This window comes from Buttiauxella sp. AC038 (assembly GCF_979253565.1).
On the sequence record NZ_CEEDCQ010000001.1, the window covers coordinates 38,973 to 64,498 of the forward strand.

The following is a 25,526-nucleotide window of genomic DNA, read 5'->3' on the forward strand; positions in this document are numbered from 1 at the left end:
GGGACTGGAGCATGCAACTGAATTCCACCGAAATCAGCGAACTGATCAAGCAGCGCATTGCTCAGTTCAGTGTTGTGAGCGAGGCTCACAACGAAGGTACAATCGTTTCTGTAAGTGACGGTATCATCCGCGTACACGGCCTGGCCGATGTAATGCAGGGTGAGATGATTTCCCTTCCGGGAAACCGTTACGCCATTGCACTGAACTTAGAGCGCGACTCTGTAGGTGCAGTAGTAATGGGTCCGTATGCTGACCTTGCCGAAGGCATGAAAGTTAAGTGTACTGGCCGTATTCTTGAAGTACCGGTAGGCCGTGGCCTGCTGGGTCGTGTGGTGAACACCCTGGGTGCACCTATCGATGGTAAAGGTCCGCTTGAGCATGACGGCTTTGCTGCCGTTGAAGCGATCGCACCAGGTGTAATCGAACGTCAATCCGTAGACCAGCCTGTACAGACTGGTTATAAGTCCGTCGATGCCATGATCCCAATCGGTCGTGGACAGCGTGAACTTATCATCGGTGACCGTCAGACAGGTAAAACTGCTCTGGCAATCGATGCCATCATCAACCAGCGTGATTCCGGCATCAAATGTATCTACGTTGCTATCGGCCAGAAAGCGTCCACTATCTCTAACGTGGTTCGTAAACTGGAAGAGCACGGCGCACTGGCTAACACTATCGTTGTTGTTGCAACTGCATCAGAATCTGCTGCACTGCAATACCTGGCACCGTACTCCGGTTGCGCGATGGGTGAATACTTCCGTGACCGTGGTGAAGATGCACTGATCATTTATGATGACCTGTCTAAACAGGCTGTTGCTTATCGTCAGATTTCCCTGCTGCTTCGCCGTCCACCAGGTCGTGAAGCTTACCCAGGCGACGTATTCTATCTCCACTCCCGTTTGCTGGAACGTGCTGCGCGTGTAAACGCTGATTACGTTGAAGCATTCACTAAGGGTGAAGTGAAAGGCAAAACAGGTTCCCTGACTGCGCTTCCGATTATCGAAACGCAAGCGGGTGACGTTTCCGCGTTCGTTCCGACCAACGTAATTTCTATTACCGATGGTCAGATCTTCCTGGAATCAACACTGTTTAACGCCGGTATTCGTCCTGCGGTTAACCCGGGTATCTCCGTATCTCGTGTTGGTGGTGCTGCTCAGACCAAGATCATGAAAAAACTGTCCGGTGGTATCCGTACCGCTCTGGCACAGTATCGTGAACTGGCTGCGTTCTCTCAGTTTGCATCAGATCTTGACGATGCGACCCGTAAGCAGTTGAGCCATGGTCAGAAAGTGACCGAGCTCCTGAAACAGAAACAATATGCGCCGATGTCTGTTGCGCAGCAGTCTCTGGTTCTGTTCGCTGCTGAACGTGGTTACCTCGAAGATGTGGAACTGGCTAAAATCGGTAGCTTCGAAGCCGCTCTGCTGGCTTACGTTGACCGTGACCATGCTCCACTGATGCAAGAAATCAACCAATCTGGTGGCTATAACGACGAAATCGAAGGCAAGCTGAAAGGCATCCTCGATTCCTTCAAAGCAACTCAGTCCTGGTAAAGTCTGGCGGCTTGTCTTAGGGCAAGCCGCAAGGCATTGAGGAGAAGCTCATGGCCGGCGCAAAAGAGATACGTAGTAAGATCGCAAGCGTCCAGAACACGCAGAAGATCACCAAAGCAATGGAAATGGTCGCCGCGTCCAAAATGCGTAAAACGCAGGAACGCATGGCTGCCAGCCGTCCTTACGCAGAAACTATGCGTAAAGTGATTGGCCACCTGGCTTTGGGTAATCTTGAATACAAACACCCTTACCTGGATGAACGCGAAGTCAAACGCGTGGGCTACCTGGTGGTGTCCACTGACCGTGGTCTGTGTGGTGGATTGAACACTAACCTGTTCAAAAAGCTGCTGGCTGACATGAAAGAGTGGTCCGATAAAGGCGTTCAAAGCGAAATCGCAATGATCGGCTCTAAAGGCGTCTCTTTCTTCAACTCTGTAGGCGGCAATATTGTTGCTCAGGTGACTGGTATGGGTGATAACCCTTCCCTGTCCGAGTTGATTGGCCCGGTGAAAGTGATGTTGCAGGCCTACGATGAAGGCCGTCTGGACAAGCTGTATGTTGTCAGCAACAAATTTATTAACACAATGTCTCAGGTTCCTACCCTTACCCAACTGCTGCCGTTACCGCCAGCAGAAGATGGTGAGCTGAAGAAGAAAACCTGGGATTATCTGTATGAACCTGATCCTAAAGCGCTGCTGGATACTTTGCTGCGTCGTTATGTGGAATCTCAGGTTTATCAGGGCGTCGTAGAAAACCTGGCCAGCGAGCAGGCCGCACGTATGGTGGCGATGAAAGCCGCTACCGACAATGGCGGCAGCCTGATTAAAGAGCTGCAGTTGGTTTACAACAAAGCTCGTCAGGCCAGCATTACTCAGGAACTCACCGAAATCGTCGGTGGCGCTTCCGCGGTATAACCAGGTTTACGTATTTAGAGGATTCGAGATGGCTACTGGAAAGATTATCCAGGTAATCGGCGCCGTGGTGGACGTCGAGTTCCCTCAGGATGCCGTACCAAAAGTGTACGACGCTCTTGAGGTTACAAATGGTAAAGACCGTCTGGTGCTGGAAGTTCAGCAACAGTTAGGTGGTGGCGTAGTTCGTACTATCGCCATGGGTACTTCTGATGGTTTGCGTCGTGGTCTGGAAGTTTCTAACCTCGATCACCCAATCGAAGTGCCGGTAGGTAAAGCAACTCTGGGTCGTATCATGAACGTCCTGGGCGAGCCTATCGACATGAAAGGCGATATCGGCGAAGAAGAGCGTTGGGCTATTCACCGTTCTGCTCCAAGCTACGAAGAACTGTCCAGCTCTCAAGACCTGCTGGAAACCGGCATTAAAGTAATGGACCTGATTTGCCCGTTCGCTAAGGGCGGTAAAGTGGGTCTGTTCGGTGGTGCGGGTGTTGGTAAAACTGTAAACATGATGGAGCTTATTCGTAACATCGCGATCGAGCACTCCGGTTACTCTGTGTTTGCAGGCGTGGGTGAGCGTACTCGTGAGGGTAACGACTTCTACCACGAAATGACCGACTCCAACGTTCTGGACAAAGTATCACTGGTTTATGGCCAGATGAACGAGCCACCAGGTAACCGTCTGCGCGTTGCGCTGACCGGTCTGACCATGGCTGAGAAGTTCCGTGACGAAGGTCGTGACGTTCTGCTGTTCGTTGATAACATTTACCGTTATACCCTGGCCGGTACAGAAGTATCTGCACTGCTGGGTCGTATGCCATCTGCGGTAGGTTACCAGCCAACTCTGGCAGAAGAGATGGGTGTTTTGCAGGAGCGTATTACCTCCACCAAAACTGGCTCAATCACTTCTGTTCAAGCGGTATACGTACCTGCGGATGACTTGACTGACCCATCTCCAGCAACCACCTTTGCTCACTTGGATGCAACCGTGGTACTGAGCCGTAACATCGCGTCTCTGGGTATCTACCCTGCGGTAGATCCACTGGATTCCACCAGCCGTCAGTTAGATCCACTGGTTGTTGGCCAGGAACACTACGACACCGCGCGTGGCGTGCAGTCTATTCTGCAACGTTACCAGGAACTGAAAGACATCATCGCCATTCTTGGTATGGATGAACTTTCTGAAGAAGATAAATTGGTTGTAGCACGTGCGCGTAAGATTCAGCGCTTCCTGTCTCAGCCATTCTTCGTAGCAGAAGTCTTTACCGGTTCTCCGGGCAAGTTTGTATCGCTGAAAGATACTATCCGTGGCTTTAAAGGCATCATGGACGGCGAATATGACCATCTGCCAGAGCAGGCGTTCTACATGGTTGGTACTATCGACGAAGCCGTTGAGAAAGCTAAAAAACTTTAACGCCTTAATCGGAGGGTGACATGGCAATGACTTATCACCTGGACGTCGTCAGCGCGGAGAGCCAAATGTTCTCCGGTCTGGTTGAGAAGATCCAGGTAACGGGTAGCGAAGGTGAGCTGGGGATTTATCCTGGCCACGCCCCGCTGCTCACCGCCATTAAGCCTGGTATGATCCGCATCGTTAAACAGCACGGACATGAAGAGTATATCTACTTGTCTGGTGGTGTGATGGAAGTGCAGCCTGGCACGGTAACCGTGCTGGCCGATACCGCAATTCGTGGTCAGGACCTCGACGAAGCTCGAGCCCTGGAAGCGAAGCGTAAAGCGGAAGAGCGCATCCATAGTTCCCACGGTGATGTGGACTACGCTCAGGCTTCTGCTGAACTGGCTAAGGCGATCGCGAAACTTCGCGTTATCGAGTTGACCAGAAAAGCGATGTAACTACCTGCTTGAAAAGACAAATGCCAGCCAGGTTTCCCTGACTGGCATTTTTTTCGTCTGAACTATTCTACTGCTTTGTCAGAAACTCACCTGTTTTGAATGAACCATCAGCATTACGTTGCAACGGGACTGGCAGCGTCAACGACTGATAATCTTTTATACTCAGCTGCTTACCTTCGCTGTTTACCGTTTTACCATCCCGAATGAAATAGTTGCTGCTATCTACATTTCCCGAGATAGCGTCATCATATTTTCCCTCAACGCTACGCAATGAAATGTTATCGGTGAACTTACCTTGAGTTTCCGCGCTGCCGTAAGGGCTTGGGCGGAAGATGTAGTTAAAGCGTTGGTTATCAACCGAAACGTTGTTAGCCACTACCAGCGCACCAGGGTTAAAGTTATCGGTAAAACCATCAAGGTGGTTATCAATCGCGATGCTGTTGTGGATTTCATGTGCGACAGGCTGCCCTTCCCCGCCCAGCTTGAAACCGTTGCTGGTGTTGTTACGGGCAATAGAGTTCTCGATCACCACAACGCCATTTGCACCGTCTTCAATCTTGTTGAACAGGTCATAGCCATCATCAATATTGTCGTGCGCATAGCATCCTTCAAGACGGTTGCCATCACCCACACGCATCTTCACCGCAAAGCCATCAGCATTGATTTTGCCCGGATCTTCATTACTGAAGGATTCGGCATTAACGACTTTGTTGTAGCTTGCCCACAACGGACGGCCTACATCAGCAGGAGATGAAATCTGGATGCCTGTGTCGTCATTTTTGTAGGCGATTACACTTTCGATAAGGTTATGGCTGCCCTGAACTCGTAAGCTCTTATCGGTGACTTCAATGCCTTTGACATGCCAGTAGTTACCATCCAAAGCCAGGCCGCGAATCACGACTTTGCCATCGGCCTCGAGGGTTTTCAGTTTGCCTTTTATGCCACTGTCAGCCGTCGAAATGGTAGTAAGTGGGTACTCACCGCTGCTTAAGATGATTTTTCCACCAGGAGAGATGAGGGAGATTGCGCTAGCCAAATCTAGTGGTGCGGATTTAGAACCATTGTTACTTGATGCACCATCTGGCGCTACGTAAAGCGTATTGCCTTCCATGTTTTTGACTTGCTCAACCATGAAGTTTTGGGTGACAGGGGTTTTGTCTTTACCGCTGGTTGGGGTAAAAGTCACGGTGAAACGTGCTTGCTCTTTAAGTGTGGTTGGCAGAGTGAACATCTCCCCGGCCTTGGCCACTTTTTCCTGACCGATCACAACTTCGTCTTGGCGTACGGTGAAATTGCCGTCATAGTTAGCGCGTGCCTGTACCACGTATTCGCTGGTTGTACTTTTTGCCGGAGAGGCAATTTGCATCACAACAGGCCATGCTTTCGGCACGAAAGACGCGGAAGCAACAGTATTTGCTGCACTCGTTTCTAATGACGCATCGCTAACAGTGATTTTGGCATTCCGGGAAGCAAAGAAACCGACGTAATACTTCTCTTTATCCTGGCTTGTGATGATATCGGCGCGTTTAACATTTTCAGAAACCCATGCGTCGCTTCCGGCTGGAGCCCAAGAAGTCACAAACCCATCATTGGTACGCTCGAGCTTCATGCGGAAAGTCGGTGCTTTACTCAGATCAATGGCTTCCTGGTAGCTTTTACGAGAAATAGTTGAGCCGGTATTTCCCCATGGCTGAGTAATACCATCACGAGCTATAGCTTGCATTTTTACTCGTGATGCGTCCTTTTTATCCTGCGTCATTATGGCATTCATCACCATATTGGAAGCCGCAGGAAACTCTTCGTAGCCTTCCTTCAGCGGCTCCTGGCGCGGATTGCCTAATACATCCCTTACCAGCATCCCGGCACCTTCCTGCGCGGCCGGTTTCGCACCATTTTCAGGGCCAAACTGATCGACGGTGACCGTTGCCTGTAAGACAAAATTCTCACTGGTGGGTAATGCGGTATAGAAGAACGTTAATCCATCGTGAGAGTTAGCAATTTTACCGCCACGGCTTTCGATGGTTATGGGTTTGGAAAGATCGGCGGAATCTGCAGTGGCCAGCTTTTTGCCGTCGATCGTTACGTTGTTCACACCCACTTTTTCAGGTAACACGTTAGATGAAAAGTTAATATCTGTTGATTGCCCAAAAGCAATTGCGTGCCAGATGGGTTGTTGCTGTGCGGTTGCTGGCAGGGATAAAGCCGCGCCACAAAGCGTAAGAGCCAGAGGTATTTTTGACGCCATCATTATTCTCCTTATAAATGTCCGTGCCATTATCTATAAAAATGAAATGACGTTTCTTTTATACTTGTCACAAAGGCTGATTTTTAAAACACTAACATTTCAAATATGTGGACTAGCTTTGTTTCTGACCGAAAAGAAGTCTTAATCCACAGAGATCTATGGCTTTTGTTATTTCAGAAGTACTTTTTCCGAGCTTATCCACCTACAATTGAGCACATGAGCAACTGAAAAGAGCATCAGAAGCCTGTTTTTTAGGCATCGCGTTTTTTGTTGCAAAATATGTAGAATTTTCAACGTGAAATCGTTTTACTTCCCTCTCAAATTAAAGTCAGGACGCGTATGTCAAACAATGCGATGAGCGTGGTTATCCTAGCCGCAGGCAAAGGAACCCGCATGTATTCAGACCTCCCGAAGGTGTTACATACTCTTGCCGGGAAACCGATGGTTCAACATGTTATTGATGCGGCTAATAATCTAGGCGCGCAGCGTGTACATCTGGTTTACGGCCATGGCGGCGATCTGCTCAAAAATAAACTCAGCGATAGCTCTCTTAATTGGGTATTGCAGGCTGAGCAGCTTGGTACCGGCCACGCCATGCAGCAGGCCGCACCTTTCTTTGCTGACGACGAAGACATTCTGATGCTCTACGGCGACGTGCCGCTGATTTCTGTTGAGTCTTTGCAACGTCTGCGTGATGCCAAACCGCAGGGCGGTATCGGTTTGCTGACCGTAAAACTCGACGATCCAACCGGCTATGGCCGTATCGCTCGTGAGAATGGCAAGGTCGTTGGCATTGTTGAGCATAAAGACGCGACTGATGAACAACGCAAAATTGACGAAATCAATACCGGGATCCTGGTCGCGAACGGCGCGGACCTGAAACGCTGGCTGGCGAAACTCGATAATAACAATGCTCAGGGTGAGTTCTATATCACCGACATTATCGCGCTGGCGCACCATGAAGGCCGTGCAATCACCGCCGTACATCCTGACCGCTTAAGTGAAGTGGAAGGCGTGAACAACCGCCTGCAACTATCACGCCTTGAGCGCGTCTACCAGAGTGAACAAGCAGATAAACTGCTGCTGGCAGGTGTGATGCTGCGCGATCCTGCTCGTTTCGACCTGCGTGGTGAACTGACGCATGGGCGTGATGTAGAAATTGATACTAATGTCATTATTGAAGGTTCGGTGACCCTGGGTCATCGCGTCAAAATTGGCACCGGCTGCGTTATCAAAAACAGCGTGATTGGCGATGACTGTGAAATCAGTCCGTACACCGTTGTAGAAGACTCAACCCTTGCTGCTGCTTGTTCTATCGGCCCGTTTGCGCGTTTGCGCCCTGGCGCAGAACTGGCAGAAGGCGCACACGTCGGCAACTTCGTGGAAATGAAAAAAGCGCGTCTGGGTAAAGGTTCGAAAGCGGGTCACCTGAGCTATTTGGGTGATGCTGAAATTGGCGACAACGTGAATATTGGCGCTGGTACCATCACCTGTAATTACGACGGTGCGAACAAATTCAAAACCATCATCGGTGATGATGTATTTGTTGGTTCCGATAGCCAACTGGTGGCGCCTGTGACCATTGCTCGCGGTGCAACAATTGGCGCGGGCACAACTGTCACTCGTAACGTTGGTGAAGACGAACTGGTTATCAGCCGCGTGAAGCAGACTCATATCCAGGGTTGGCTGCGTCCGGTTAAGAAAAAGTAATTTTGTATTTTCCTTCTCCCTGAATGGGAGAAGGCTGGGGTGAAGGTTGTTCTCGAAAATGACCCACCCCGCAGTACTACCAAAACTATAACCCCACTCTCTACAAGGCTCGGGGCCCCGGAAAACGGGATATTTACCCAAAGAATTTCGTGCAGCCAACGCATATGTAGTGCGAAAGGCGACGGGTAAAACAGGTCAGCGACAACACATGGCGTAATGCCATTATCAGGAATCTAATCTTATGTGTGGAATTGTTGGCGCGGTCGCGCAACGTGATATCGCTGAAATCCTTCTCGAAGGACTACGTCGTCTGGAATACCGTGGTTATGACTCTGCGGGCCTGGCAGTTGTTGACGAAAAAGGTCATATGACCCGTCTGCGCCGTCTGGGTAAAGTGAATAAGCTGGCTGAAGCCGCCGCGGAAACTGCGCTGCATGGTGGCACCGGTATTGCGCACACGCGTTGGGCGACTCACGGCGAACCATCAGAAGTTAACGCTCACCCGCATGTTTCCGAACATATTGTGGTGGTTCATAACGGTATCATCGAAAACTATGAACCGCTGCGTGAAGCTCTACAGGGTCGCGGTTACACCTTCGTTTCACAAACCGATACCGAAGTTATTGCTCACCTGGTTCACTGGGAACTGGAGCAAGGCGGTAGTCTGCGTGAAGCTGTGCTGCGTACTATCCCGCAACTGCGCGGCGCTTACGGCACCGTTATCATGGACACCCGTAACCCAGACGTGCTGCTGGCAGCTCGTTCAGGTAGCCCGATGGTTATCGGCCTGGGCATGGGTGAAAACTTTATCGCCTCCGACCAACTTGCTTTGCTGCCAGTCACCCGTCGCTTCATCTTCCTCGAAGAAGGTGATATTGCGGAAGTGACTCGTCGCTCTGTAACAGTATTCGATACCAAAGGTGAGCAGGTTAAACGCCCTGATATCGAATCCAGTCTGCAATATGACGCGGGCGACAAAGGTATTTATCGCCACTACATGCAGAAAGAGATCTACGAACAGCCGAACGCGATTAAAAATACCCTGACTGGCCGCATTAGTCATGGCGCTATCGATCTCTCTGAGCTTGGCCCGCAGGCCAATGAAATGTTGTCTCAGGTTGAGCACATTCAAATTGTCGCGTGTGGCACCTCCTACAACTCAGGCATGGTTTCGCGTTACTGGTTTGAATCACTGGCAGGTGTGCCTTGCGATGTCGAAATCGCATCTGAGTTCCGCTACCGTAAATCAGCGGTGCGTCGTAACAGCCTGATGATCACCCTTTCCCAGTCTGGCGAAACGGCAGATACCCTTGCAGCATTGCGATTGTCTAAAGAGCTGGGCTATTTGGGGTCGCTGGCAATCTGCAACGTGCCGGGTTCTTCTCTGGTGCGTGAGTCCGATCTGGCGCTGATGACCAACGCAGGCACTGAAATCGGTGTGGCATCTACCAAAGCGTTTACCACTCAGCTGACCGTCTTGCTGATGCTGGTGGCGAAACTGAGCCGCCTGAAAGGTGCTGATGCCTCTATTGAGCAAGACATTGTTCATGGTTTGCAGGCACTGCCAAGCCGTATCGAGCAGATGCTGTCCCAGGATAAACGCATTGAAGCATTGGCCGAAGATTTCTCTGACAAACATCATGCGCTCTTCTTAGGCCGTGGCGATCAGTACCCAATCGCAATGGAAGGCGCGCTGAAGCTCAAAGAGATTTCATATATTCACGCCGAAGCGTATGCGGCAGGCGAGCTGAAACACGGCCCGCTGGCGCTGATTGATGCAGATATGCCGGTTATTGTTGTGGCACCAAACAACGAATTACTTGAAAAGCTGAAATCGAATATCGAAGAAGTGCGCGCGCGTGGCGGCCATCTGTATGTATTTGCAGATAAAGATGCAGGGTTTGCCAGCAGCGACAACATGCACATCATTGAGATGCCGCATGTAGAAGAAGTTATTGCACCTATCTTCTATACCGTACCGTTGCAGTTGCTGTCTTATCACGTTGCGCTGATTAAAGGCACCGACGTTGACCAGCCACGAAATCTGGCGAAATCAGTGACGGTTGAATAAGCCGTTCTAAATAGACACGCAAAATAAAAAAGGCCGGTTGCGCTAAGCACAACCGGCCTTTTTACTGCTAAATCAATTCTCTTCCTGCGTCACCAGTTTTGGTTCTTCAGGGGATTTCAGCAGAACCCACAAGACAATCGCCCCGATTACGTCGAACACGGAAAGCACCGCGAACAACGGGCTGAAACCAACCGTGTCGGCCAGAGCACCCACAACCAGTGCAAACATGGTGCTGGCAGTCCAGGCTGCCATGCCGGTAAAACCGTTGGCGGTGGCGACTTCGTTGGAGTCGAACATATCAGAAGACAACGTGATAAGCGCACCAGACAATGACTGGTGGGCAAAGCCGCCAACGCACAACAGTGCGATCGCAACCATCGGGCTGCCAAACAAACCGACCATGCCTGGCAGAATCATCAGTGCAGCACCCATTGTGACCACCAACTTGCGGGATACCACGATATTCACGCCAAAAGCTTTCTGGAACATACCCGGCAGGTAACCACCAATGATGCAGCCGAAATCAGCGAACAGCATCGGGATCCAGGCAAACATAGCGATATCTTTGAGGTTAAAGCCGTAGGTGTGCACCATAAACAGCGGGATCCACGCGTTAAACGTCCCCCACGCAGGTTCAGCCAGGAAACGCGGTAATGCGATACCCCAAAACTTACGTTGTTTGAGCAGGCGGCCAATGCGGACTTTCTCAACCTTTGGTTTCTCAGGCTGCCCATCGGTTATATAGAGATACTCTTCCCGGGACAGTGATTTGGTTTTTGACGGGCGGTTATAGGTGAAATACCAACCAGCTGCCCATAGCACGCTGAAAACACCGACGATAATAAACGCCAGTCTCCAGTCTCTGATATAGATTGCCCATGCGACCAGTGGAGGAGCAATAACCGCGCCAATAGAGGAACCAACGTTGAAATAGCCCACTGCTACCGAACGTTCAGTATCCGGGAACCATTCAGTTACTGATTTCAAACCAGCAGGTATCATCGCACTTTCGGCGAAACCGCCGAGACCACGGAACATTGCCAGACCTTTCCAGCCGGTAGCAAATGACGCACCAATGCAGAACACGCCCCACATCAGGCCAAAAATGGTGTAACCCACTTTAGTGCCTAATGTATCAAGCAGATAGCCAGCAATAGGCTGTGCAATGGTGTAGCAGGCCGAAAATGTCGCAATAATGTAAGAATATTGCTGGGTGGTAATGTGCAGATCGCTCTGTAATGTTGGCGCTGCGGCAGAAATAGTATTTCGGGTTAAATAACAAAGAATGGTGCCTAATGTCACCAGTGACAGCATAAACCAGCGCTTGTGGCCTGTTTTGCGCATAACGAATCCCCGTTTTTCAAGCAATAAGTGGCCTGACCGCTGCAAGGCAGCAGGCAATTAAATAATTCAGAGGAGATAAAAATCAGCGGCGCTTCAGAAGACGTCGAGGATTCTGGTTTGGCCCATCCTGGACTTGTTTTTGTTATGTAGATCACACTATGTGTTGATAATGAACCTGTGTTTCACTTTTATTTGTGATTCATCTCAATTTTTTGTGTGTAATCTACCCCTAACGGGTAACGTATGTGACGTGCGTCACATTTCTTTAAGTGATGAGTAAATGGTGATTATGCAAAATATGAATGATACGCACCGCGAAATGCCCGCCGATTCACCCATACGAATTAATAAGTACATTAGCGATTGCGGTATCTGCTCCCGCCGTCAGGCCGATCATTACGTTGAGCAGGGCGAAGTGTTTATTAATGACAGGCAGGCGAGTTTTGGCGCTCAGGTATTTTCCGGGGATGTGGTGAAGCTAAACGGTCAGCTTATTGCACCACGTGATGACAACGATCTCGTGCTGATGGTTTTGAATAAGCCTGTAGGCATCATCACCACAATGGAAAAGAGTGTGCGCGATAACATCAGCGGTCTCATTCATAGCGACAAACGCGTTTCTCCTATCGGGCGTCTGGATAAAGATTCGCAGGGACTCATTTTACTGACCAACCATGGTGATGTAGTTAATAAAATTCTACGCGCTGGTAACAATCACGAAAAAGAGTATGTAGTCACCGTCAACAAACCGATATCTGACGAGTTTATTGTTGGGTTGAGCGCGGGTGTTCCGATACTGGGTACAGTAACCAAACCCTGCAAAGTGACGAAAGAATCTCCCCAAATATTTCGCATCACATTAGTTCAGGGGTTGAACCGTCAGATCCGCCGAATGTGTAAATATTTTGGCTATGAAGTCACCCGGCTTGAACGAATCCGTATCATGAATATCCATCTGGAAGGGTTGCCGTTAGGGGAATCACGCCATTTAACTGGCGAGGAAAAAAGCGAGTTATTGAAGCGGATTAAGCACTCAGAATCAGCAGTGTGACAGGTAGAAATATGCAGCAAAGCTGTCTGTCATAAAACTGTCATATTTAATACATTTAACTGTCACCAAACTGTCCTATTTTCTATCCTGCATCCACTAAACAACGATTTACGTTCACCTCTGCAGGAGACACTATGAAAGCTATGCGTACCACTGTCGCAACTGTTGTCGCCGCGACCTTATCCCTGACTGCTTTTGGCGCAAACGCCGCTGCAAGCCTGACTGGTGCCGGTGCAACATTCCCTGCGCCGGTGTATGCCAAATGGGCAGATACCTACAATAAATCAACTGGTAACAAAGTTAACTACCAGGGTATTGGCTCCTCCGGTGGCGTTAAACAAATCATTGCTAACACCGTGGATTTCGGTGCGTCTGATGCTCCTCTGGCTGAAGATAAACTGCAACAAGAAGGGCTGTTCCAGTTCCCGACTGTTATCGGCGGTGTCGTTCTGGCAGTTAACCTGCCTGGCGTGAAATCCGGTGAGCTGGTGCTCGACGGTAAAACTCTGGGTGACATCTACCTGGGCAAAATCAAAAAATGGGATGACGAAGCAATCGCTAAACTCAACCCAGGCATGAAACTGCCACAGCAGAATATCGCCGTTGTGCGTCGTGCTGACGGTTCCGGTACTTCCTTCGTATTCACCAGCTACCTGGCGAAAGTGAACGAAGAGTGGAAATCTAAAATCGGTGCAGGCTCAACGGTAAACTGGCCAACGGGTCTGGGCGGTAAAGGTAACGACGGTATCGCAGCCTTCGTTCAACGCCTGCCGGGTTCAATTGGTTATGTTGAATATGCTTACGCTAAGCAAAACAACCTCGCTTATACCAAACTGGTTTCAGCAGATGGTAAGCCAGTAGCACCTTCGGAAGAAAACTTTGCTAATGCAGCGAAGGGTGCGGACTGGAGCAAATCATTCGCTCAGGATCTGACTAACCAGAAAGGTGACGGCGCGTGGCCAATCACGTCCACCACTTTCATCCTGGTTCACAAAGAGCAGAAAAACCCAGAGCAAGGCGCTGAAGTGCTGAAGTTCTTCGATTGGGCATATAAAGACGGTGCTAAACAGGCAAGTGACCTGGATTACGCCGCTCTGCCAGACGCTGTGGTTGAGCAGGTTCGTGCTGCATGGAAGACCAACGTGAAAGACAGCTCCGGTAAGGCGCTGTACTAATTTTTTAAAGCTCGGGTGATAAAACCCGGTGTATAGAGTAACTTACGCCGGGTAAACCCAACACTACAAAGAGTAAGCTATGGCAGTAAGTAAGCCGGTGTTCAAAGCTCCTGGCAAACAAGGTGATGTCATTTTCAGTGCGCTGGTAAAACTGGCTGCGCTGATTGTGCTATTTCTGCTGGGTGGCATCATCATCTCCCTGATCATCTCCTCCTGGCCGAGTATCCAGAAGTTTGGTTTCTCATTCCTGTGGACTAAAGAGTGGGATGCTCCAAATGATATTTATGGTGCGCTGGTGCCGATTTACGGCACGCTGGTCACCTCGTTCATTGCGCTGTTAATTGCTGTACCGGTGAGTTTCGGTATCGCGCTGTTCCTGACAGAACTTGCACCAAACTGGTTGCGCCGCCCGCTGGGTATCGCCATCGAACTGCTGGCTGCAATCCCAAGTATCGTGTACGGCATGTGGGGCCTGTTTATCTTTGCTCCGCTGTTTGCGAAATACTTCCAGGAACCTGTCGGCAACGTGCTCTCTTCTGTGCCGATTGTTGGCGAGCTGTTCTCTGGCCCGGCATTCGGTATCGGTATTCTCGCCGCAGGCGTAATACTGGCCATTATGATCATTCCGTACATTGCAGCCGTTATGCGTGATGTATTTGAACAAACCCCTGTGATGATGAAAGAGTCGGCCTACGGCATTGGCTGCACCACATGGGAAGTTATCTGGCGCATCGTTTTACCGTTTACCAAAAACGGCGTGATTGGTGGTGTGATGTTGGGTCTGGGCCGTGCTCTGGGTGAAACCATGGCAGTGACCTTTATCATCGGTAACACCTACCAGCTCGACAACGCCTCGCTGTATATGCCGGGCAACAGTATTACTTCTGCACTGGCGAACGAATTTGCTGAAGCGGAATCTGGCCTGCACACCGCAGCGCTGATGGAGCTTGGCCTGATTCTGTTTGTGATCACCTTTATCGTACTGGCTATCTCTAAGTTCATGGTTATGCGTCTGGCGAAGAATGAAGGAGCGCGTTCATGACGACAATGGAAATGCAAAGCCGCGCGGCGCTCGCAGAATCACGCCGCAAAATGCAGGCACGTCGTCGGTTCAAAAACCGCATTGCTCTGACACTTTCAATGGGAACCATGGCGTTTGGCCTGTTCTGGTTGGTGTGGATACTATTCTCTACGGTGACTCGCGGTATCGATGGTATGTCGATTGCGCTGTTTACCGAAATGACACCACCGCCAAACACCGAAGGTGGTGGTTTAGCCAACGCCCTTGCGGGTAGCGGCCTGTTAATCCTGTGGGCGACCGTGTTTGGTACGCCGCTTGGCATCATGGCGGGTATCTACCTGGCGGAGTACGGACGTAAATCGTGGCTGGCAGAAGTGATTCGTTTTATTAACGACATCCTGCTTTCAGCCCCATCCATCGTCGTCGGCCTGTTTGTTTACACCATTGTTGTCGCGAAGATGCAGCACTTCTCTGGCTGGGCTGGTGTGATTGCACTGGCGCTGTTGCAGGTGCCAATCGTGATTCGTACTACGGAAAACATGCTGAAACTGGTGCCAGATAGCCTGCGCGAAGCGGCTTACGCTCTGGGCACGCCAAAGTGGAAGATGATTTCCGCAATTACATTGAAGGCTTCTGTTTCCGGGATTATTACCGGGGTATTGCTGGCGATTGCTCGTATCGCGGGTGAAACCGCCCCGCTGCTGTTCACGTCGCTCTCCAACCAGTTCTGGAGCACTGACATGATGCAGCCGATTGCCAACTTGCCAGTGACGATATTCAAATTTGCGATGAGCCCATTTGCCGAATGGCAACAGTTAGCCTGGGCTGGTGTTCTGATTATTACCCTTTGCGTACTGCTGCTAAATATTCTGGCGCGCGTGATTTTTGCAAAGAGTAAACACGGTTAAATTTTGCGGCGCGGCAAAGGCGGCGTCGGATGGAGATTAAGAAACAGATGAGTATGGTCGATACTACCCCAGACAAAATTCAGGTTCGTGATTTGAACTTCTATTACGGTAAGTTCCATGCCCTGAAAAACATCAATCTGGATATCGCTAAGAACCAGGTTACCGCGTTCATTGGCCCGTCAGGCTGTGGCAAATCCACCCTGCTGCGTACATTCAACAAAATGTACTCGCTCTACCCGGAGCAGCGTGCGGAAGGTGAGATTCTGCTGGATGGGGAAAACATCCTCACCCAGAGCCAGGATATCGCCCTGCTGCGTGCCAAAGTGGGCATGGTATTCCAGAAGCCGACGCCATTCCCAATGTCGATTTATGACAACATCGCGTTCGGCGTGCGCCTATTTGAGAAGCTGTCACGCAGCGACATGGACGAGCGTGTGCAGTGGGCTTTGACCAAAGCCGCATTGTGGAATGAAACCAAAGATAAATTACACCAGAGCGGATACAGTCTCTCCGGTGGCCAGCAGCAACGCCTGTGCATTGCACGCGGTATCGCGATTCGCCCGGAAGTGTTGTTGCTTGATGAGCCGTGTTCAGCCCTTGATCCCATTTCAACCGGTCGTATCGAGGAGCTTATCACCGAGCTTAAACAGGATTACACCGTGGTTATCGTGACGCACAACATGCAGCAGGCCGCGCGTTGCTCCGACCACACCGCGTTTATGTACCTGGGCGAGCTTATCGAATTTAGCGAAACCGACACGCTATTTACCACACCAGCTAAAAAGCAAACCGAAGATTACATTACTGGCCGCTACGGTTGATTTGGAGAAACAAATGGATAGCCTCAATCTCAACAAACACATTTCCGGCCAGTTTAACGCCGAGCTGGAATATATCCGCACTCAGGTTATGACCATGGGTGGGCTGGTGGAGCAACAGCTTTCTGATGCGATCACCGCCATGCACAATCAAGATGGCGAGCTGGCAAAGCGCGTTATCGAAGGCGACCAGAAAGTTAACATGATGGAAGTGGCAATCGATGAAGCCTGTGTGCGCATCATCGCTAAGCGCCAGCCAACCGCCAGCGACTTACGCCTGGTGATGGCTATCATCAAAACGATTTCTGAGCTGGAACGTATTGGCGATGTGGCAGATAAAATTTGCCGCACGGCACTGGAGAAATTCTCGCATCAACACCAGCCGCTGTTGGTGAGCCTGGAATCACTGGGCCGCCACACCGTGCAAATGCTGCATGACGTGCTGGATGCGTTTGCGCGTATGGATCTCGACGAAGCTGTGCGTATCTACCGCGAAGATAAGAAAGTTGACCAGGAATATGAAGGCATCGTGCGCCAGTTGATGACTTATATGATGGAAGACTCGCGCACTATTCCAAGTGTGCTGACCGCGTTGTTCTGCGCGCGTTCTATCGAGCGCATCGGCGACCGTTGCCAGAATATCTGCGAGTTCATCTTCTACTTCGTCAAAGGACAGGACTTCCGTCATGTCGGTGGCGACGAGCTGGATAAGCTGCTGGCGGGTAAAGACCCGAAAGAGTGAGATCTATGAGTGGGGAATCCCGCTCTGTGAATATCATATTTAGTAAGCCGGATGAGCATGATTGCTATCCGGCTTTCTTTTTTACTTCGTAATATCCCAGCCCCGCGCACGCCATAACTCCGGCAACTGCGCTAAATCGGTAAAGGTTGTCACTTTTGGGTGGTCAATCGGCTTGTTATGCGGGTCGGCGCAAAAATAGAAAACTTCCATGCCTGCGGCAATACCTGATTGTGCACCAGCCATTGAATCATCCACCAGCACGCAGTTTTTCACATCCACATTCATCGCGTTGGCGGCGTGGTACATAATGGCCGGGTCCGGTTTCCACGTCTGAATATCGTAGCCGCTAAACAGTTTGTCCGGGAAATGGTGGAGCATGCCGGTTTTGCCCAGCGACTGATGCATCTTGCTGACCGGGCCGTTGGAAACGATACACATCGGCACGGTGATTTTCTCGACTAACGCTGCTGCCCCTTCAATCTCAACCAGTTCGCTGTCGAACAGCCGAGAAACTTCCGCGCGATAAATCGGCTCCAGCTCCTCTTTTGGCAAGCTCACTCCATGTTGGGCATTTATCGTGTCGATTATCTCGTAGAGCTTGATCCCCTTGAAGGTCTTATGAACCTCATCGAGCGCAAGCTCGATGCCGTATTGCGCAAACATATGCACGTAGGCTTTGGAGCAAATAACCTCACTATCAACGAGCGTGCCATCGCAGTCGAAGAACACCGCATCTATCCGGGACATACCGCCTCCTTTTATTAAAGTGAACATGCATCTTACCCAATTTGCGCAATTTTTGCGGCACGCAATCGTTGCCGTATAAGAAAATGCAATGAAAAAAAATCTGTGTTGACCATCATGTTTTGTATTTTTTGGTATAGGATAGCGACGGATTTTCCCTCTCAATGTTCGGAATTAAGACTAATGAGCCAACCACAATCTACTCCGGCCGCAAATCCGGGGCTGCTCGAGCGCGTGTTTAAACTGCGCGAACACGGCACCACGGCCCGCACTGAAGTGATCGCCGGTCTTACGACCTTCCTGACGATGGTGTATATCGTTTTCGTCAACCCGCAGATCCTTGGCGCCGCTGGTATGGATACCCAGGCCGTTTTTGTCACCACCTGTTTGATTGCCGCATTAGGTAGCATCCTGATGGGTATTTTCGCCAACCTGCCAGTCGCACTGGCTCCGGCAATGGGCCTGAATGCGTTCTTCGCCTTTGTGGTTGTTGGCGCGATGGGGATCTCCTGGCAAATCGGGATGGGCGCCATTTTCTGGGGTGCCGTAGGTTTGCTGTTGCTGACCATTTTCCGCGTGCGTTACTGGATGATTGCTAATATTCCGGTGAGCTTGCGCATCGGTATCACCAGCGGTATTGGGCTATTCATCGGGATGATGGGCCTGAAAAATGCCGGTATTATCGTGGCTAATAAGGACACGCTGGTAACCATTGGTAACCTGACTTCGCACAGCGTACTGCTGGGCGCGCTGGGCTTCTTTATTATCGCCATCCTTGCCTCGCGTAATATTCACGCAGCCGTACTGGTTTCGATTGTGGTGACTACGCTACTGGGCTGGATGTTGGGCGATGTGCAATACCACGGCATTGTTTCTGCACCACCAAGCGTGTTGTCTGTTGTGGGTCAGGTTGATTTAGCCGGCTCCCTGAACATTGGTCTGGCGGGCGTTATCTTCTCCTTTATGCTGGTTAACTTGTTTGACTCATCCGGCACGCTGATTGGCGTAACAGATAAAGCAGGTCTTGCCGACGAAAAAGGGAAATTCCCACGCATGAAGCAAGCGCTGTACGTTGATAGCGTTTCATCTGTTGCGGGTGCGTTTATCGGGACTTCTTCCGTTACCGCGTATATCGAAAGCACTTCTGGTGTGTCTGTTGGCGGGCGTACTGGCCTGACGGCAGTTATCGTTGGTTTGCTGTTCTTGCTGGTGATCTTCCTGTCACCGCTGGCGGGTATGGTTCCGGCATATGCAGCAGCAGGTGCTCTGATTTACGTTGGTGTGTTGATGACATCCAGCCTGTCGCGTGTGAAATGGGATGACCTGACTGAAGCGGTTCCGGCGTTTATTACTGCCGTGATGATGCCATTTAGCTTCTCAATCACCGAAGGTATCGCACTCGGCTTCATCTCTTATTGCGTGATGAAACTCGGCACGGGCCGCTGGCGTGAAATCAGCCCATGCGTGATTGTTGTGGCGCTGTTGTTTGTGCTGAAAATCGTATTTATTGACTCACACTAATAGTGTTTTGTAGGGTGGATTAGCGTAAGCGACATCCACCATAATTTATGCCTGTTTTGTCGGATGTCGCTGCGCTATTCCGACCTACGTATGATTCTCTCTGCGATACCTGCCCGGCGGCTGATTAAACGTGCGCGTAAATATCCGCGTAAACGTCTGCTGCGAATCAAAACCATACTTCAGGCTAATATCGTAAACCTTGTTATCGGTATCGCGTAAATCACGTGCTGCCAGTAGCAATTTACGATCGCGGATATATTTCCCGAGACTCTCGCCTTTGTACTGCATAAACAAACGCTGCAAGTGCCACTTCGAATAACCCGCATGACTGGCAATATCATCAATGCGTAATGGCTGATGCAAATTGTCGTCAATCCACTGAACGATGGTGTCGATAACCTGAGCTGAAATTGTCATTTATCCCCCTGCGCGGTTCATTTACATGGCACCAGCAGACTCCCACCAGGCGCTAAATTGTTGGGCGTTGTCGTTCACCAATACAGGCTCACCCTGTTTCGGTGTTAACAGGCGAAAATCTTTATCCGCACTGGCTTGCGCAAGGCTTTTGTAGGGTGCATCCCAGGTGTGCTTAGCCAGTACAAAACGACCCGCATGGCCGGGAAGTACAGCGTGAGCATTCAAATCAACGGCAGCCTGCGCAGTCTCGTTCGGCATCATATGAATATTGTTCCAGTCTTCGTCGTACTGGCCGTTTTCCATGATGGCAAGATCAACCGAACCAAACTGTTCGCCGATAGCTTTGAAATGAGGCCCGTAGCCGGTATCGCCGCTGTAATAGACTTTATGGTCATTGGTGACGAACATAAAACTCGCCCATAGCGTCTGGTTGCTTTTCAGGCTGCGGCCTGAGAAGTGGCGAGCGGGTAAAACATGTACAGTCAGCGCATTCGAGACATTTACCGCCTGGTTCCAGTCTTTTTCATGAATGATGTCGCTATTTACTCCCCAGTAACGCAGATGCGAACCCACACCCAGTGGCGTAATCACCTGGCGGATTTTCGGTTTCAGCGCTTTGATGGTCGCGTAATCCAGATGATCGTAATGGTCATGGGAAATAATCAGCAGATCGATCACTGGCATCGACTCAGCCGTCCATGGGTAATCGCCGGGAAACGCTTTATTCAGAAATGAAAAAGGTGCCGCGTAACTACTGAATACCGGGTCGATAAGAATGCGTTTGCCAGCCAGTTGGATGTACCACGAGGAGTGGCCGAGCCAGACCATGGTGTCTTGTTCTATCGGTAGGTTCGCCAGATCGGTTTTCACTAATGGCAAAGGTTGCTGCGGGCGCGCATTTTCAATTTTGTTGGTTAAAAACTCCCACATCGCTGCCAGCTTACTTTTCTTGCCGGTATAGCCTTCGGTAGGAACCTGGTTACGAAATTGCCCGTCAACGTAATGGGCTGAACGCTCAACTAAACTTAAACCTTCCCCTTGCGGAGCCTGGCCAAACCCGGCATTCAGGACAAAAGGCAAACTGGCTGCTGTTGCAATCAACATAATTATTACCGCGTATAAGGAGAGACGTTTCATATCCAGGCCTGCATATTCCGTACCATCCACTGGTACAATGCTATTAAACTTGATAATGAGTGAGTAAGCACTCATTATAGGTGCGGTGTGATAACCGTCAAGATCATTTTCAATCGCTGACATTGCGCGTTGCAGTGCTGTAGCTTGCGTGATTCAATTTGTGTTTTGGTGTGAATGAGGAAAAACGTTGTGGCTCGTCCGAAGAGTGAAGATAAGAAACTAGCGATACTGGAAGCGGCGACCATCGCTATTGGCCAGGCGGGGATCGTTGCGTCTACTGCGCAGATTGCTCGTGCTGCCGGTGTGGCAGAAGGCACACTGTTTCGCTATTTTGCCACGAAGGACGATTTGCTCAACGAGCTGTACCTGCATTTGAAACAGGGCTTACTTTTTTCGATGCAGGAGAATCTGGACCGCACACTGAAAGACCCGAAAGAATATACCCGTTACATCTGGAATAGTTATATCGACTGGGCAATCCGCAACTCACAAGCCCACCGCGCGATTCGTCAATTAGCGGTGAGCGATAAGATAGGTGAAGAAACCAAGCAGAAAGTGGCAGAGATGTTCCCGGAAATGCATGAGATCTGCTCGCAGTCGATATTGAAAGCTTTTCAAAACGGCCCGTACCGAGCCTTTAGCGACGCGATGTTTTCATCACTGGCAGAAACGACTATGGAGTTCGCCAGCCGCGAACCGGAGCGTGCTGGCGATTATAAGGCACTCGGATTCGAGTCTATGTGGCGCGCCTTAGCGAATTAGCTTTTAACCCGCTTAATATAATCACCAAAAGCTGCCAGTTGCCCAGCCAGATGGTCGAGCGTGCTTTGATCGACCACTTCACTTGTTTGTGTATCGACTTTATTCTGAATCACGCCGCCCATAAATTCTGGCTTGTTCATCACCATCGCGTCGAGGAACACCAGAATCTGGCGTAGATGGTACTGACAACGCGCGCCGCCAATTGCGCCCATTGAACTGGTTTGAATCAGCACGGGCTTACCCGCCAGAGGCTGCTCAGGCAAACGAGATAGCCAGTCGATGGCATTCTTCAGCCCGCCCGGTACCGAGTAGTTATATTCCGGAGTGACAATCACCACACCGTCAGCGGCGCGAATTTGTTCAGCAATCGCTTCCACAGTTGATGGGAAACCCTCTTCTTGCTGCACATCGGCGTCATACAGGGGAATGTCTTTAATCGACGGTAACGCATCAACGCTCATTCCCGCAGGAGCGATTCCTGGCAAAGTACGAGCAACCATGGCATTGAATGAGCCATGACGTAGGCTACCTAATAGCGTAACTATCTTTAACGTGTCGGACATGAATACTCCTTGGTGTCAGTACGTTCGGAAACGATCAGTTTTGATATAACACTTTTTCTGACGACATGCTGGTTAAGCGAATAATGCTGCCATTAAGATCCCGATAGCGAGATTTTACATCTCCCAGACTATGCCAGTTCTGCGGAGCTTCAAATTCCCACAAACTGAGCTTTTCAATGGCGGGTGACACCACGCATCCCCAGATCAAGAGTCCTTCCACATCGCTGATCGCTTCAATTTCTGATTGGTCGCTAGCGCGTATTCGCCCAGCGCCCGGCAGAAGCTGCAAACTTTCTTCGCGGCCTGTCAGTTTAAAAGTGCTTTGATGCAATGTGCGTAGCTGTGCGCGGGCTTCATCTGGGTTTTTTGATTGTTTATCCAGATGGATTCATTACTGCGTAAAGTGGAGCCTGAAGCGACAGAGGGGAGATGCCCAAAAGACTGATTAATCTCAATATCTAATCCACAGCGGCCTTCGGTTGTTATCAGAACAGCGACATTGTTTCCGGCATAGGCAATGCTGAAGTCCATCAATGAAGGATCGGCAAAGTGTGGGCGTCCAGCAGCAGTGGCGACGATTCTCGGCAGTTGTTGAATGCCATAAAGCATATGTAGCAATTCAGCCAACAGACTGCGGGAGGCTAAAAATCGTGAGCGGCGGTGTTCTGGCATCTGGCGGGCGTGAGCATGACATTCGTCATTCAGCCGGCTTGAAAAGGGGTACTTTGGGTTGATCGTCCATCTTGCGAAATGCGTTGCCATTTGTCTCTCCTTGATACCAGGCAATGTACTCTGTTCTCGATTGTAGGTTTTTTAGCGGGGAAACGCACGGTCCACCATGGATAAAAAACGATCAAAACCTCAACAAATGATCAAGACCATGAATATTTTGATTTTAATTGTCTGCCAGCTCCGCCATTTTTAAATTTCGATAATTGCGTGGAGAAACGCCATTGATGCGCTTGAAGGCGGTACTAAATGCGCTTTCGGAGGCGTAACCGTATTGAAGCGCCAGCGTGGACACCGACAGCTCACTTTGACGAAGTGATTGCCCGGCTAAATACATGCGCCATTGCGTCAGGTAGGTCAATGGCGCGACACCAGCGATCGACTTGAAATACACTGCAAAACTGGTGCGCGACATCGCTGCGGCCTTTGCCAGTTCACTTAACTGCCAGTTTTGCGCCGGATCGTTGTGCATTAATGCTAGCGCAGGCTGGAGACGTTTATCGCTGACGGCTTTGAGCCAGTTACACGGTAGATCCGTGGTGGTTTGCAGATATTCACGCAAGATCTGCACAAACATCAATTGAGTGAGCTGCATCGAAACGACACTAAAACCGGGAAGGGGTTGAGAAACTTCTCGCACCAGTTGTTCAAGCAGCCACGATAAAACACCTGCTTGTTGCGAGGATGCTCGCACGTGGATTAACGTCGGCAGCACTTGTGCCAACAGCTTTCCGCTATCCGGATCAAGCTTAACGTGGCCGCCAAGCTGAATGCAGTCTTTGCCATCGCCAATGACTGCGGTTTTGTTGTGACTGCCGCTAAATAAGGCTTTGGCGTCTACCGGCTCGGTGATGCAATCGCTTGCCAGCACAAACGATGGCGTGGAAGAAAGCAAAAATACGTCGCCTTCTTCGACGTAAACCGGCGTTCTTTCACCTTCAAACATCAGAACGCAGCGCCCTTTCACCAGCGCAAAAAATTTAAGGTATTCAGGCTTTGGGAAGCGTATCGCCCAGTCGCCGCCTGCACTAAAACCTCCGGCAACGACCGGTTTTGCATCGGCCAGACGAAGAAAATCTGAAAACGGGTCGCTGTGCATTCTGAACTCCTGAGCATGTTTCGTGAATTTTAGCGCATTCATCGTTCTATTTCCTGCTCGTAAACTACAGCCTGATTTGTTTACTTCTTCCGAGGAATCACCGATGCGTTATATCAAACTAGGCAATACCGGATTAGATGTTTCACCTGTGGCAATCGGAGCAATGACTTACGGTGAACCAGGCCGTGGCCATCCTGTGTGGTCGCTGGATGAGGCGCAGAGTCGCCCGCTGATCAAACACGCGCTGGAAAGCGGAATTAACTTTTTTGATACCGCAAATCTGTATTCCCAGGGAAGCAGTGAAGAAATTCTTGGACGGGCATTAAAAGATTATGCCAACCGTGATGATGTGGTGATTGCAACCAAAATTCGCCACCCAATGCGCTCTGGGCCAAATGGCAAAGGGTTATCTCGTAAAGCGATCATGGCGGAAATCGACCATAGTTTGCGTCGATTAGGCACCGATTATGTCGATCTGTACTTAATCCACCGTATGGATAACTCCACGCCGCTCGAAGAAACCCTCGAAGCGCTGCACGACGTGGTGAAAGCCGGGAAAGTGCGTTATCTCGGGGCCTCTTCGATGCATGCCTGGGAATTTAGCAAAGCGCTGCATATGCAAAAAGCCAACGGCTGGGCGCGCTTCGTTACGATGCAAAACCACTACAACTTGCTGGCGCGGGAAGAAGAACGCGAAATGCTGCCGCTGTGCGCCGACGAAGGCGTGGGAACCATGGTCTGGAGTCCGCTGGCACGGGGTCGTCTGGCGCGTGGCTGGGATGATGCGAAAACGACCGAACGTTCAGGCAAAGATGGTTTTGCCGATATGCTCTATACCCAATTTACGAAGGAAAGTGATCGCCAAATCATTGATTGCGTTGGAGATATTGCCGCCGCCCGTGGCGTTTCTCGTGCGCAAATCGCCCTGGCGTGGTTGCGTAAAAACCCAGTGGTGACTGCTCCGCTGGTGGGCGCAAGCAGCATTCAGCAAATCGACGATGCGCTGGCATCACTGGATATCACGCTGACTGAAGATGAGCTTATGGTGCTCGAATCGCCGTACACACCGCGTTATGACTTCCAGGGGATTTCTGACGAAGCGCTACTGAACAGCATTATGGCAAGAATCCCGGGTTTTCAATTGCCGTAAC

General features: G+C 50.4%; 21 protein-coding genes and 2 pseudogenes. 15 read left to right on the top strand and 8 right to left on the bottom strand.

Going from position 1 to position 25,526, the window contains the following annotated elements; all coding sequences use genetic code 11:
• The first annotated feature begins 11 nt into the window (after nucleotides 1–11).
• Genes atpA through AC0IXI_RS00205 form a run of 4 tightly spaced genes read left to right on the top strand, consistent with a single transcriptional unit; the run spans nucleotide 12 to nucleotide 4,318 of the window.
• The gene (atpA, locus tag AC0IXI_RS00190; RefSeq protein WP_064514878.1) at nucleotides 12–1,553 is read left to right on the top strand and encodes a F0F1 ATP synthase subunit alpha; all 1,542 of its coding nucleotides are present in this window, start codon (nucleotides 12–14) and stop codon (nucleotides 1,551–1,553) included.
• Nucleotides 1,554–1,603: 50 nt separating this feature from the next.
• Nucleotides 1,604–2,467 carry a F0F1 ATP synthase subunit gamma gene (gene atpG / locus AC0IXI_RS00195; RefSeq protein WP_064514876.1) on the top strand — a complete coding sequence of 288 codons (864 nt, stop codon included), beginning with the start codon at nucleotides 1,604–1,606 and terminating at the stop codon, nucleotides 2,465–2,467.
• 28 nt (nucleotides 2,468–2,495) lie between these two features.
• Nucleotides 2,496–3,878 (top strand): F0F1 ATP synthase subunit beta, encoded by a 1,383-nt coding sequence (gene atpD / locus AC0IXI_RS00200; protein WP_064514874.1) that lies wholly within the window; start codon nucleotides 2,496–2,498, stop codon nucleotides 3,876–3,878.
• 20 nt (nucleotides 3,879–3,898) lie between these two features.
• A complete protein-coding gene (locus AC0IXI_RS00205; RefSeq protein ID WP_124025055.1) occupies nucleotides 3,899–4,318 on the top strand; it encodes a F0F1 ATP synthase subunit epsilon in 420 nt (139 codons plus the stop codon).
• Nucleotides 4,319–4,385: 67 nt separating this feature from the next.
• Here AC0IXI_RS00205 and AC0IXI_RS00210 read toward each other — a convergent pair whose 3' ends face one another.
• Nucleotides 4,386–6,563, bottom strand: coding sequence for a right-handed parallel beta-helix repeat-containing protein (locus AC0IXI_RS00210; RefSeq protein ID WP_424222123.1), 2,178 nt, complete (start codon nucleotides 6,561–6,563; stop codon nucleotides 4,386–4,388).
• A gap of 339 nt (nucleotides 6,564–6,902) precedes the next feature.
• On the opposite strand from AC0IXI_RS00210, the gene glmU reads away from it, so the two are divergent.
• Both glmU and glmS read left to right on the top strand, forming a co-directional pair.
• Nucleotides 6,903–8,273 carry a bifunctional UDP-N-acetylglucosamine diphosphorylase/glucosamine-1-phosphate N-acetyltransferase GlmU gene (gene glmU, locus AC0IXI_RS00215; protein WP_413499569.1) on the top strand — a complete coding sequence of 457 codons (1,371 nt, stop codon included), beginning with the start codon at nucleotides 6,903–6,905 and terminating at the stop codon, nucleotides 8,271–8,273.
• Between the two features lie 241 nt (nucleotides 8,274–8,514).
• Entirely contained in the window at nucleotides 8,515–10,344 is a 1,830-nt protein-coding gene (gene glmS, locus AC0IXI_RS00220; protein WP_134186001.1) for a glutamine--fructose-6-phosphate transaminase (isomerizing), read from the top strand.
• A 72-nt stretch (nucleotides 10,345–10,416) separates the two neighbouring features.
• On the opposite strand, the gene AC0IXI_RS00225 is transcribed toward glmS, so the two are convergent.
• A complete protein-coding gene (locus AC0IXI_RS00225) occupies nucleotides 10,417–11,688 on the bottom strand; it encodes an MFS transporter (protein ID WP_064514864.1) in 1,272 nt (423 codons plus the stop codon).
• A gap of 319 nt (nucleotides 11,689–12,007) precedes the next feature.
• Here AC0IXI_RS00225 and rluF point away from each other — a divergent pair.
• The 6 genes and pseudogenes from rluF to phoU form a co-directional block, all read left to right on the top strand.
• Nucleotides 12,008–12,730, top strand: a pseudogene (gene rluF, locus AC0IXI_RS00230) (23S rRNA pseudouridine(2604) synthase RluF); the annotation flags it as partial.
• Between the two features lie 143 nt (nucleotides 12,731–12,873).
• Nucleotides 12,874–13,914: a phosphate ABC transporter substrate-binding protein PstS gene (gene pstS / locus AC0IXI_RS00235; RefSeq protein WP_134185997.1), complete on the top strand. Its 1,041-nt coding sequence runs from the start codon at nucleotides 12,874–12,876 to the stop codon at nucleotides 13,912–13,914.
• A 79-nt stretch (nucleotides 13,915–13,993) separates the two neighbouring features.
• Nucleotides 13,994–14,956, top strand: a complete 963-nt coding sequence (pstC, locus tag AC0IXI_RS00240) for a phosphate ABC transporter permease PstC (RefSeq protein WP_064514859.1) — start codon at nucleotides 13,994–13,996, stop codon at nucleotides 14,954–14,956.
• Complete coding sequence (gene pstA / locus AC0IXI_RS00245) at nucleotides 14,953–15,843, top strand: phosphate ABC transporter permease PstA (protein WP_413499570.1); 891 nt, start codon at nucleotides 14,953–14,955, stop codon at nucleotides 15,841–15,843. Before pstC ends, pstA begins: the two co-directional genes overlap by 4 nt.
• Nucleotides 15,844–15,890: 47 nt before the next feature.
• Nucleotides 15,891–16,664, top strand: coding sequence for a phosphate ABC transporter ATP-binding protein PstB (gene pstB, locus AC0IXI_RS00250; RefSeq protein ID WP_034460764.1), 774 nt, complete (start codon nucleotides 15,891–15,893; stop codon nucleotides 16,662–16,664).
• A gap of 13 nt (nucleotides 16,665–16,677) precedes the next feature.
• Nucleotides 16,678–17,403, top strand: a complete 726-nt coding sequence (gene phoU, locus AC0IXI_RS00255) for a phosphate signaling complex protein PhoU (RefSeq protein ID WP_034499841.1) — start codon at nucleotides 16,678–16,680, stop codon at nucleotides 17,401–17,403.
• Between the two features lie 81 nt (nucleotides 17,404–17,484).
• Here phoU and yieH read toward each other — a convergent pair whose 3' ends face one another.
• On the bottom strand, nucleotides 17,485–18,150 hold the full coding sequence (yieH, locus tag AC0IXI_RS00260) for a 6-phosphogluconate phosphatase (protein ID WP_424221931.1): 666 nt from the start codon (nucleotides 18,148–18,150) through the stop codon (nucleotides 17,485–17,487).
• Between the two features lie 180 nt (nucleotides 18,151–18,330).
• Between yieH and AC0IXI_RS00265 the strand changes: the two genes are divergently transcribed.
• Nucleotides 18,331–19,668, top strand: coding sequence for an NCS2 family permease (locus tag AC0IXI_RS00265; RefSeq protein WP_064514844.1), 1,338 nt, complete (start codon nucleotides 18,331–18,333; stop codon nucleotides 19,666–19,668).
• An 84-nt stretch (nucleotides 19,669–19,752) separates the two neighbouring features.
• Here AC0IXI_RS00265 and AC0IXI_RS00270 read toward each other — a convergent pair whose 3' ends face one another.
• Together AC0IXI_RS00270 and AC0IXI_RS00275 are read right to left on the bottom strand one after the other, a co-directional pair.
• Nucleotides 19,753–20,085 (bottom strand): RamA family antibiotic efflux transcriptional regulator, encoded by a 333-nt coding sequence (locus AC0IXI_RS00270; protein ID WP_064514842.1) that lies wholly within the window; start codon nucleotides 20,083–20,085, stop codon nucleotides 19,753–19,755.
• Between the two features lie 21 nt (nucleotides 20,086–20,106).
• Nucleotides 20,107–21,222, bottom strand: coding sequence for an MBL fold metallo-hydrolase (locus AC0IXI_RS00275; RefSeq protein WP_422569393.1), 1,116 nt, complete (start codon nucleotides 21,220–21,222; stop codon nucleotides 20,107–20,109).
• A gap of 189 nt (nucleotides 21,223–21,411) precedes the next feature.
• Between AC0IXI_RS00275 and AC0IXI_RS00280 the strand changes: the two genes are divergently transcribed.
• Nucleotides 21,412–21,984, top strand: coding sequence for a TetR/AcrR family transcriptional regulator (locus AC0IXI_RS00280; RefSeq protein ID WP_064514840.1), 573 nt, complete (start codon nucleotides 21,412–21,414; stop codon nucleotides 21,982–21,984).
• On the opposite strand, the gene AC0IXI_RS00285 is transcribed toward AC0IXI_RS00280, so the two are convergent.
• The 3 genes and pseudogenes from AC0IXI_RS00285 to AC0IXI_RS00295 all read right to left on the bottom strand — a co-directional run bounded on the left by AC0IXI_RS00285 (nucleotide 21,981) and on the right by AC0IXI_RS00295 (nucleotide 24,375).
• The gene (locus AC0IXI_RS00285) at nucleotides 21,981–22,547 is read right to left on the bottom strand and encodes an NAD(P)H-dependent oxidoreductase (protein ID WP_471681785.1); all 567 of its coding nucleotides are present in this window, start codon (nucleotides 22,545–22,547) and stop codon (nucleotides 21,981–21,983) included. The two genes, AC0IXI_RS00280 and AC0IXI_RS00285, sit on opposite strands and share 4 nt — an antisense overlap.
• A 34-nt stretch (nucleotides 22,548–22,581) precedes the next feature.
• Nucleotides 22,582–23,309: pseudogene (locus tag AC0IXI_RS00290) on the bottom strand (4'-phosphopantetheinyl transferase family protein).
• Nucleotides 23,310–23,442: 133 nt separating this feature from the next.
• Nucleotides 23,443–24,375 (bottom strand): AraC family transcriptional regulator, encoded by a 933-nt coding sequence (locus tag AC0IXI_RS00295; RefSeq protein WP_064514926.1) that lies wholly within the window; start codon nucleotides 24,373–24,375, stop codon nucleotides 23,443–23,445.
• Between the two features lie 103 nt (nucleotides 24,376–24,478).
• Here AC0IXI_RS00295 and AC0IXI_RS00300 point away from each other — a divergent pair, with 103 nt between their 5' ends.
• Nucleotides 24,479–25,525 carry an aldo/keto reductase gene (locus AC0IXI_RS00300; protein WP_413499579.1) on the top strand — a complete coding sequence of 349 codons (1,047 nt, stop codon included), beginning with the start codon at nucleotides 24,479–24,481 and terminating at the stop codon, nucleotides 25,523–25,525.
• The last annotated feature ends 1 nt before the right edge of the window (nucleotide 25,526 follow it).

Bases quoted from the DNA above. Each gene is read 5' to 3' on its own strand.
- pstS (WP_134185997.1), top strand. From the start codon at position 12,874: ATGAAAGCTATGCGTACCACTGTCGCAACTGTTGTCGCCGCGACCTTA.
- yieH (WP_424221931.1), bottom strand. From the start codon at position 18,150: ATGTCCCGGATAGATGCGGTGTTCTTCGACTGCGATGGCACGCTCGTT.
- AC0IXI_RS00300 (WP_413499579.1), top strand. From the start codon at position 24,479: ATGCGTTATATCAAACTAGGCAATACCGGATTAGATGTTTCACCTGTG.
- atpD (WP_064514874.1), top strand. From the start codon at position 2,496: ATGGCTACTGGAAAGATTATCCAGGTAATCGGCGCCGTGGTGGACGTC.
- atpG (WP_064514876.1), top strand. From the start codon at position 1,604: ATGGCCGGCGCAAAAGAGATACGTAGTAAGATCGCAAGCGTCCAGAAC.
- glmU (WP_413499569.1), top strand. From the start codon at position 6,903: ATGTCAAACAATGCGATGAGCGTGGTTATCCTAGCCGCAGGCAAAGGA.
- AC0IXI_RS00295 (WP_064514926.1), bottom strand. From the start codon at position 24,375: ATGCACAGCGACCCGTTTTCAGATTTTCTTCGTCTGGCCGATGCAAAA.
- AC0IXI_RS00205 (WP_124025055.1), top strand. From the start codon at position 3,899: ATGGCAATGACTTATCACCTGGACGTCGTCAGCGCGGAGAGCCAAATG.
- AC0IXI_RS00210 (WP_424222123.1), bottom strand. From the start codon at position 6,563: ATGGCGTCAAAAATACCTCTGGCTCTTACGCTTTGTGGCGCGGCTTTA.
- AC0IXI_RS00225 (WP_064514864.1), bottom strand. From the start codon at position 11,688: ATGCGCAAAACAGGCCACAAGCGCTGGTTTATGCTGTCACTGGTGACA.
- pstA (WP_413499570.1), top strand. From the start codon at position 14,953: ATGACGACAATGGAAATGCAAAGCCGCGCGGCGCTCGCAGAATCACGC.
- AC0IXI_RS00285 (WP_471681785.1), bottom strand. From the start codon at position 22,547: ATGTCCGACACGTTAAAGATAGTTACGCTATTAGGTAGCCTACGTCAT.
- AC0IXI_RS00270 (WP_064514842.1), bottom strand. From the start codon at position 20,085: ATGACAATTTCAGCTCAGGTTATCGACACCATCGTTCAGTGGATTGAC.
- AC0IXI_RS00275 (WP_422569393.1), bottom strand. From the start codon at position 21,222: ATGAAACGTCTCTCCTTATACGCGGTAATAATTATGTTGATTGCAACA.
- AC0IXI_RS00265 (WP_064514844.1), top strand. From the start codon at position 18,331: ATGAGCCAACCACAATCTACTCCGGCCGCAAATCCGGGGCTGCTCGAG.
- pstB (WP_034460764.1), top strand. From the start codon at position 15,891: ATGAGTATGGTCGATACTACCCCAGACAAAATTCAGGTTCGTGATTTG.
- atpA (WP_064514878.1), top strand. From the start codon at position 12: ATGCAACTGAATTCCACCGAAATCAGCGAACTGATCAAGCAGCGCATT.
- phoU (WP_034499841.1), top strand. From the start codon at position 16,678: ATGGATAGCCTCAATCTCAACAAACACATTTCCGGCCAGTTTAACGCC.
- glmS (WP_134186001.1), top strand. From the start codon at position 8,515: ATGTGTGGAATTGTTGGCGCGGTCGCGCAACGTGATATCGCTGAAATC.
- pstC (WP_064514859.1), top strand. From the start codon at position 13,994: ATGGCAGTAAGTAAGCCGGTGTTCAAAGCTCCTGGCAAACAAGGTGAT.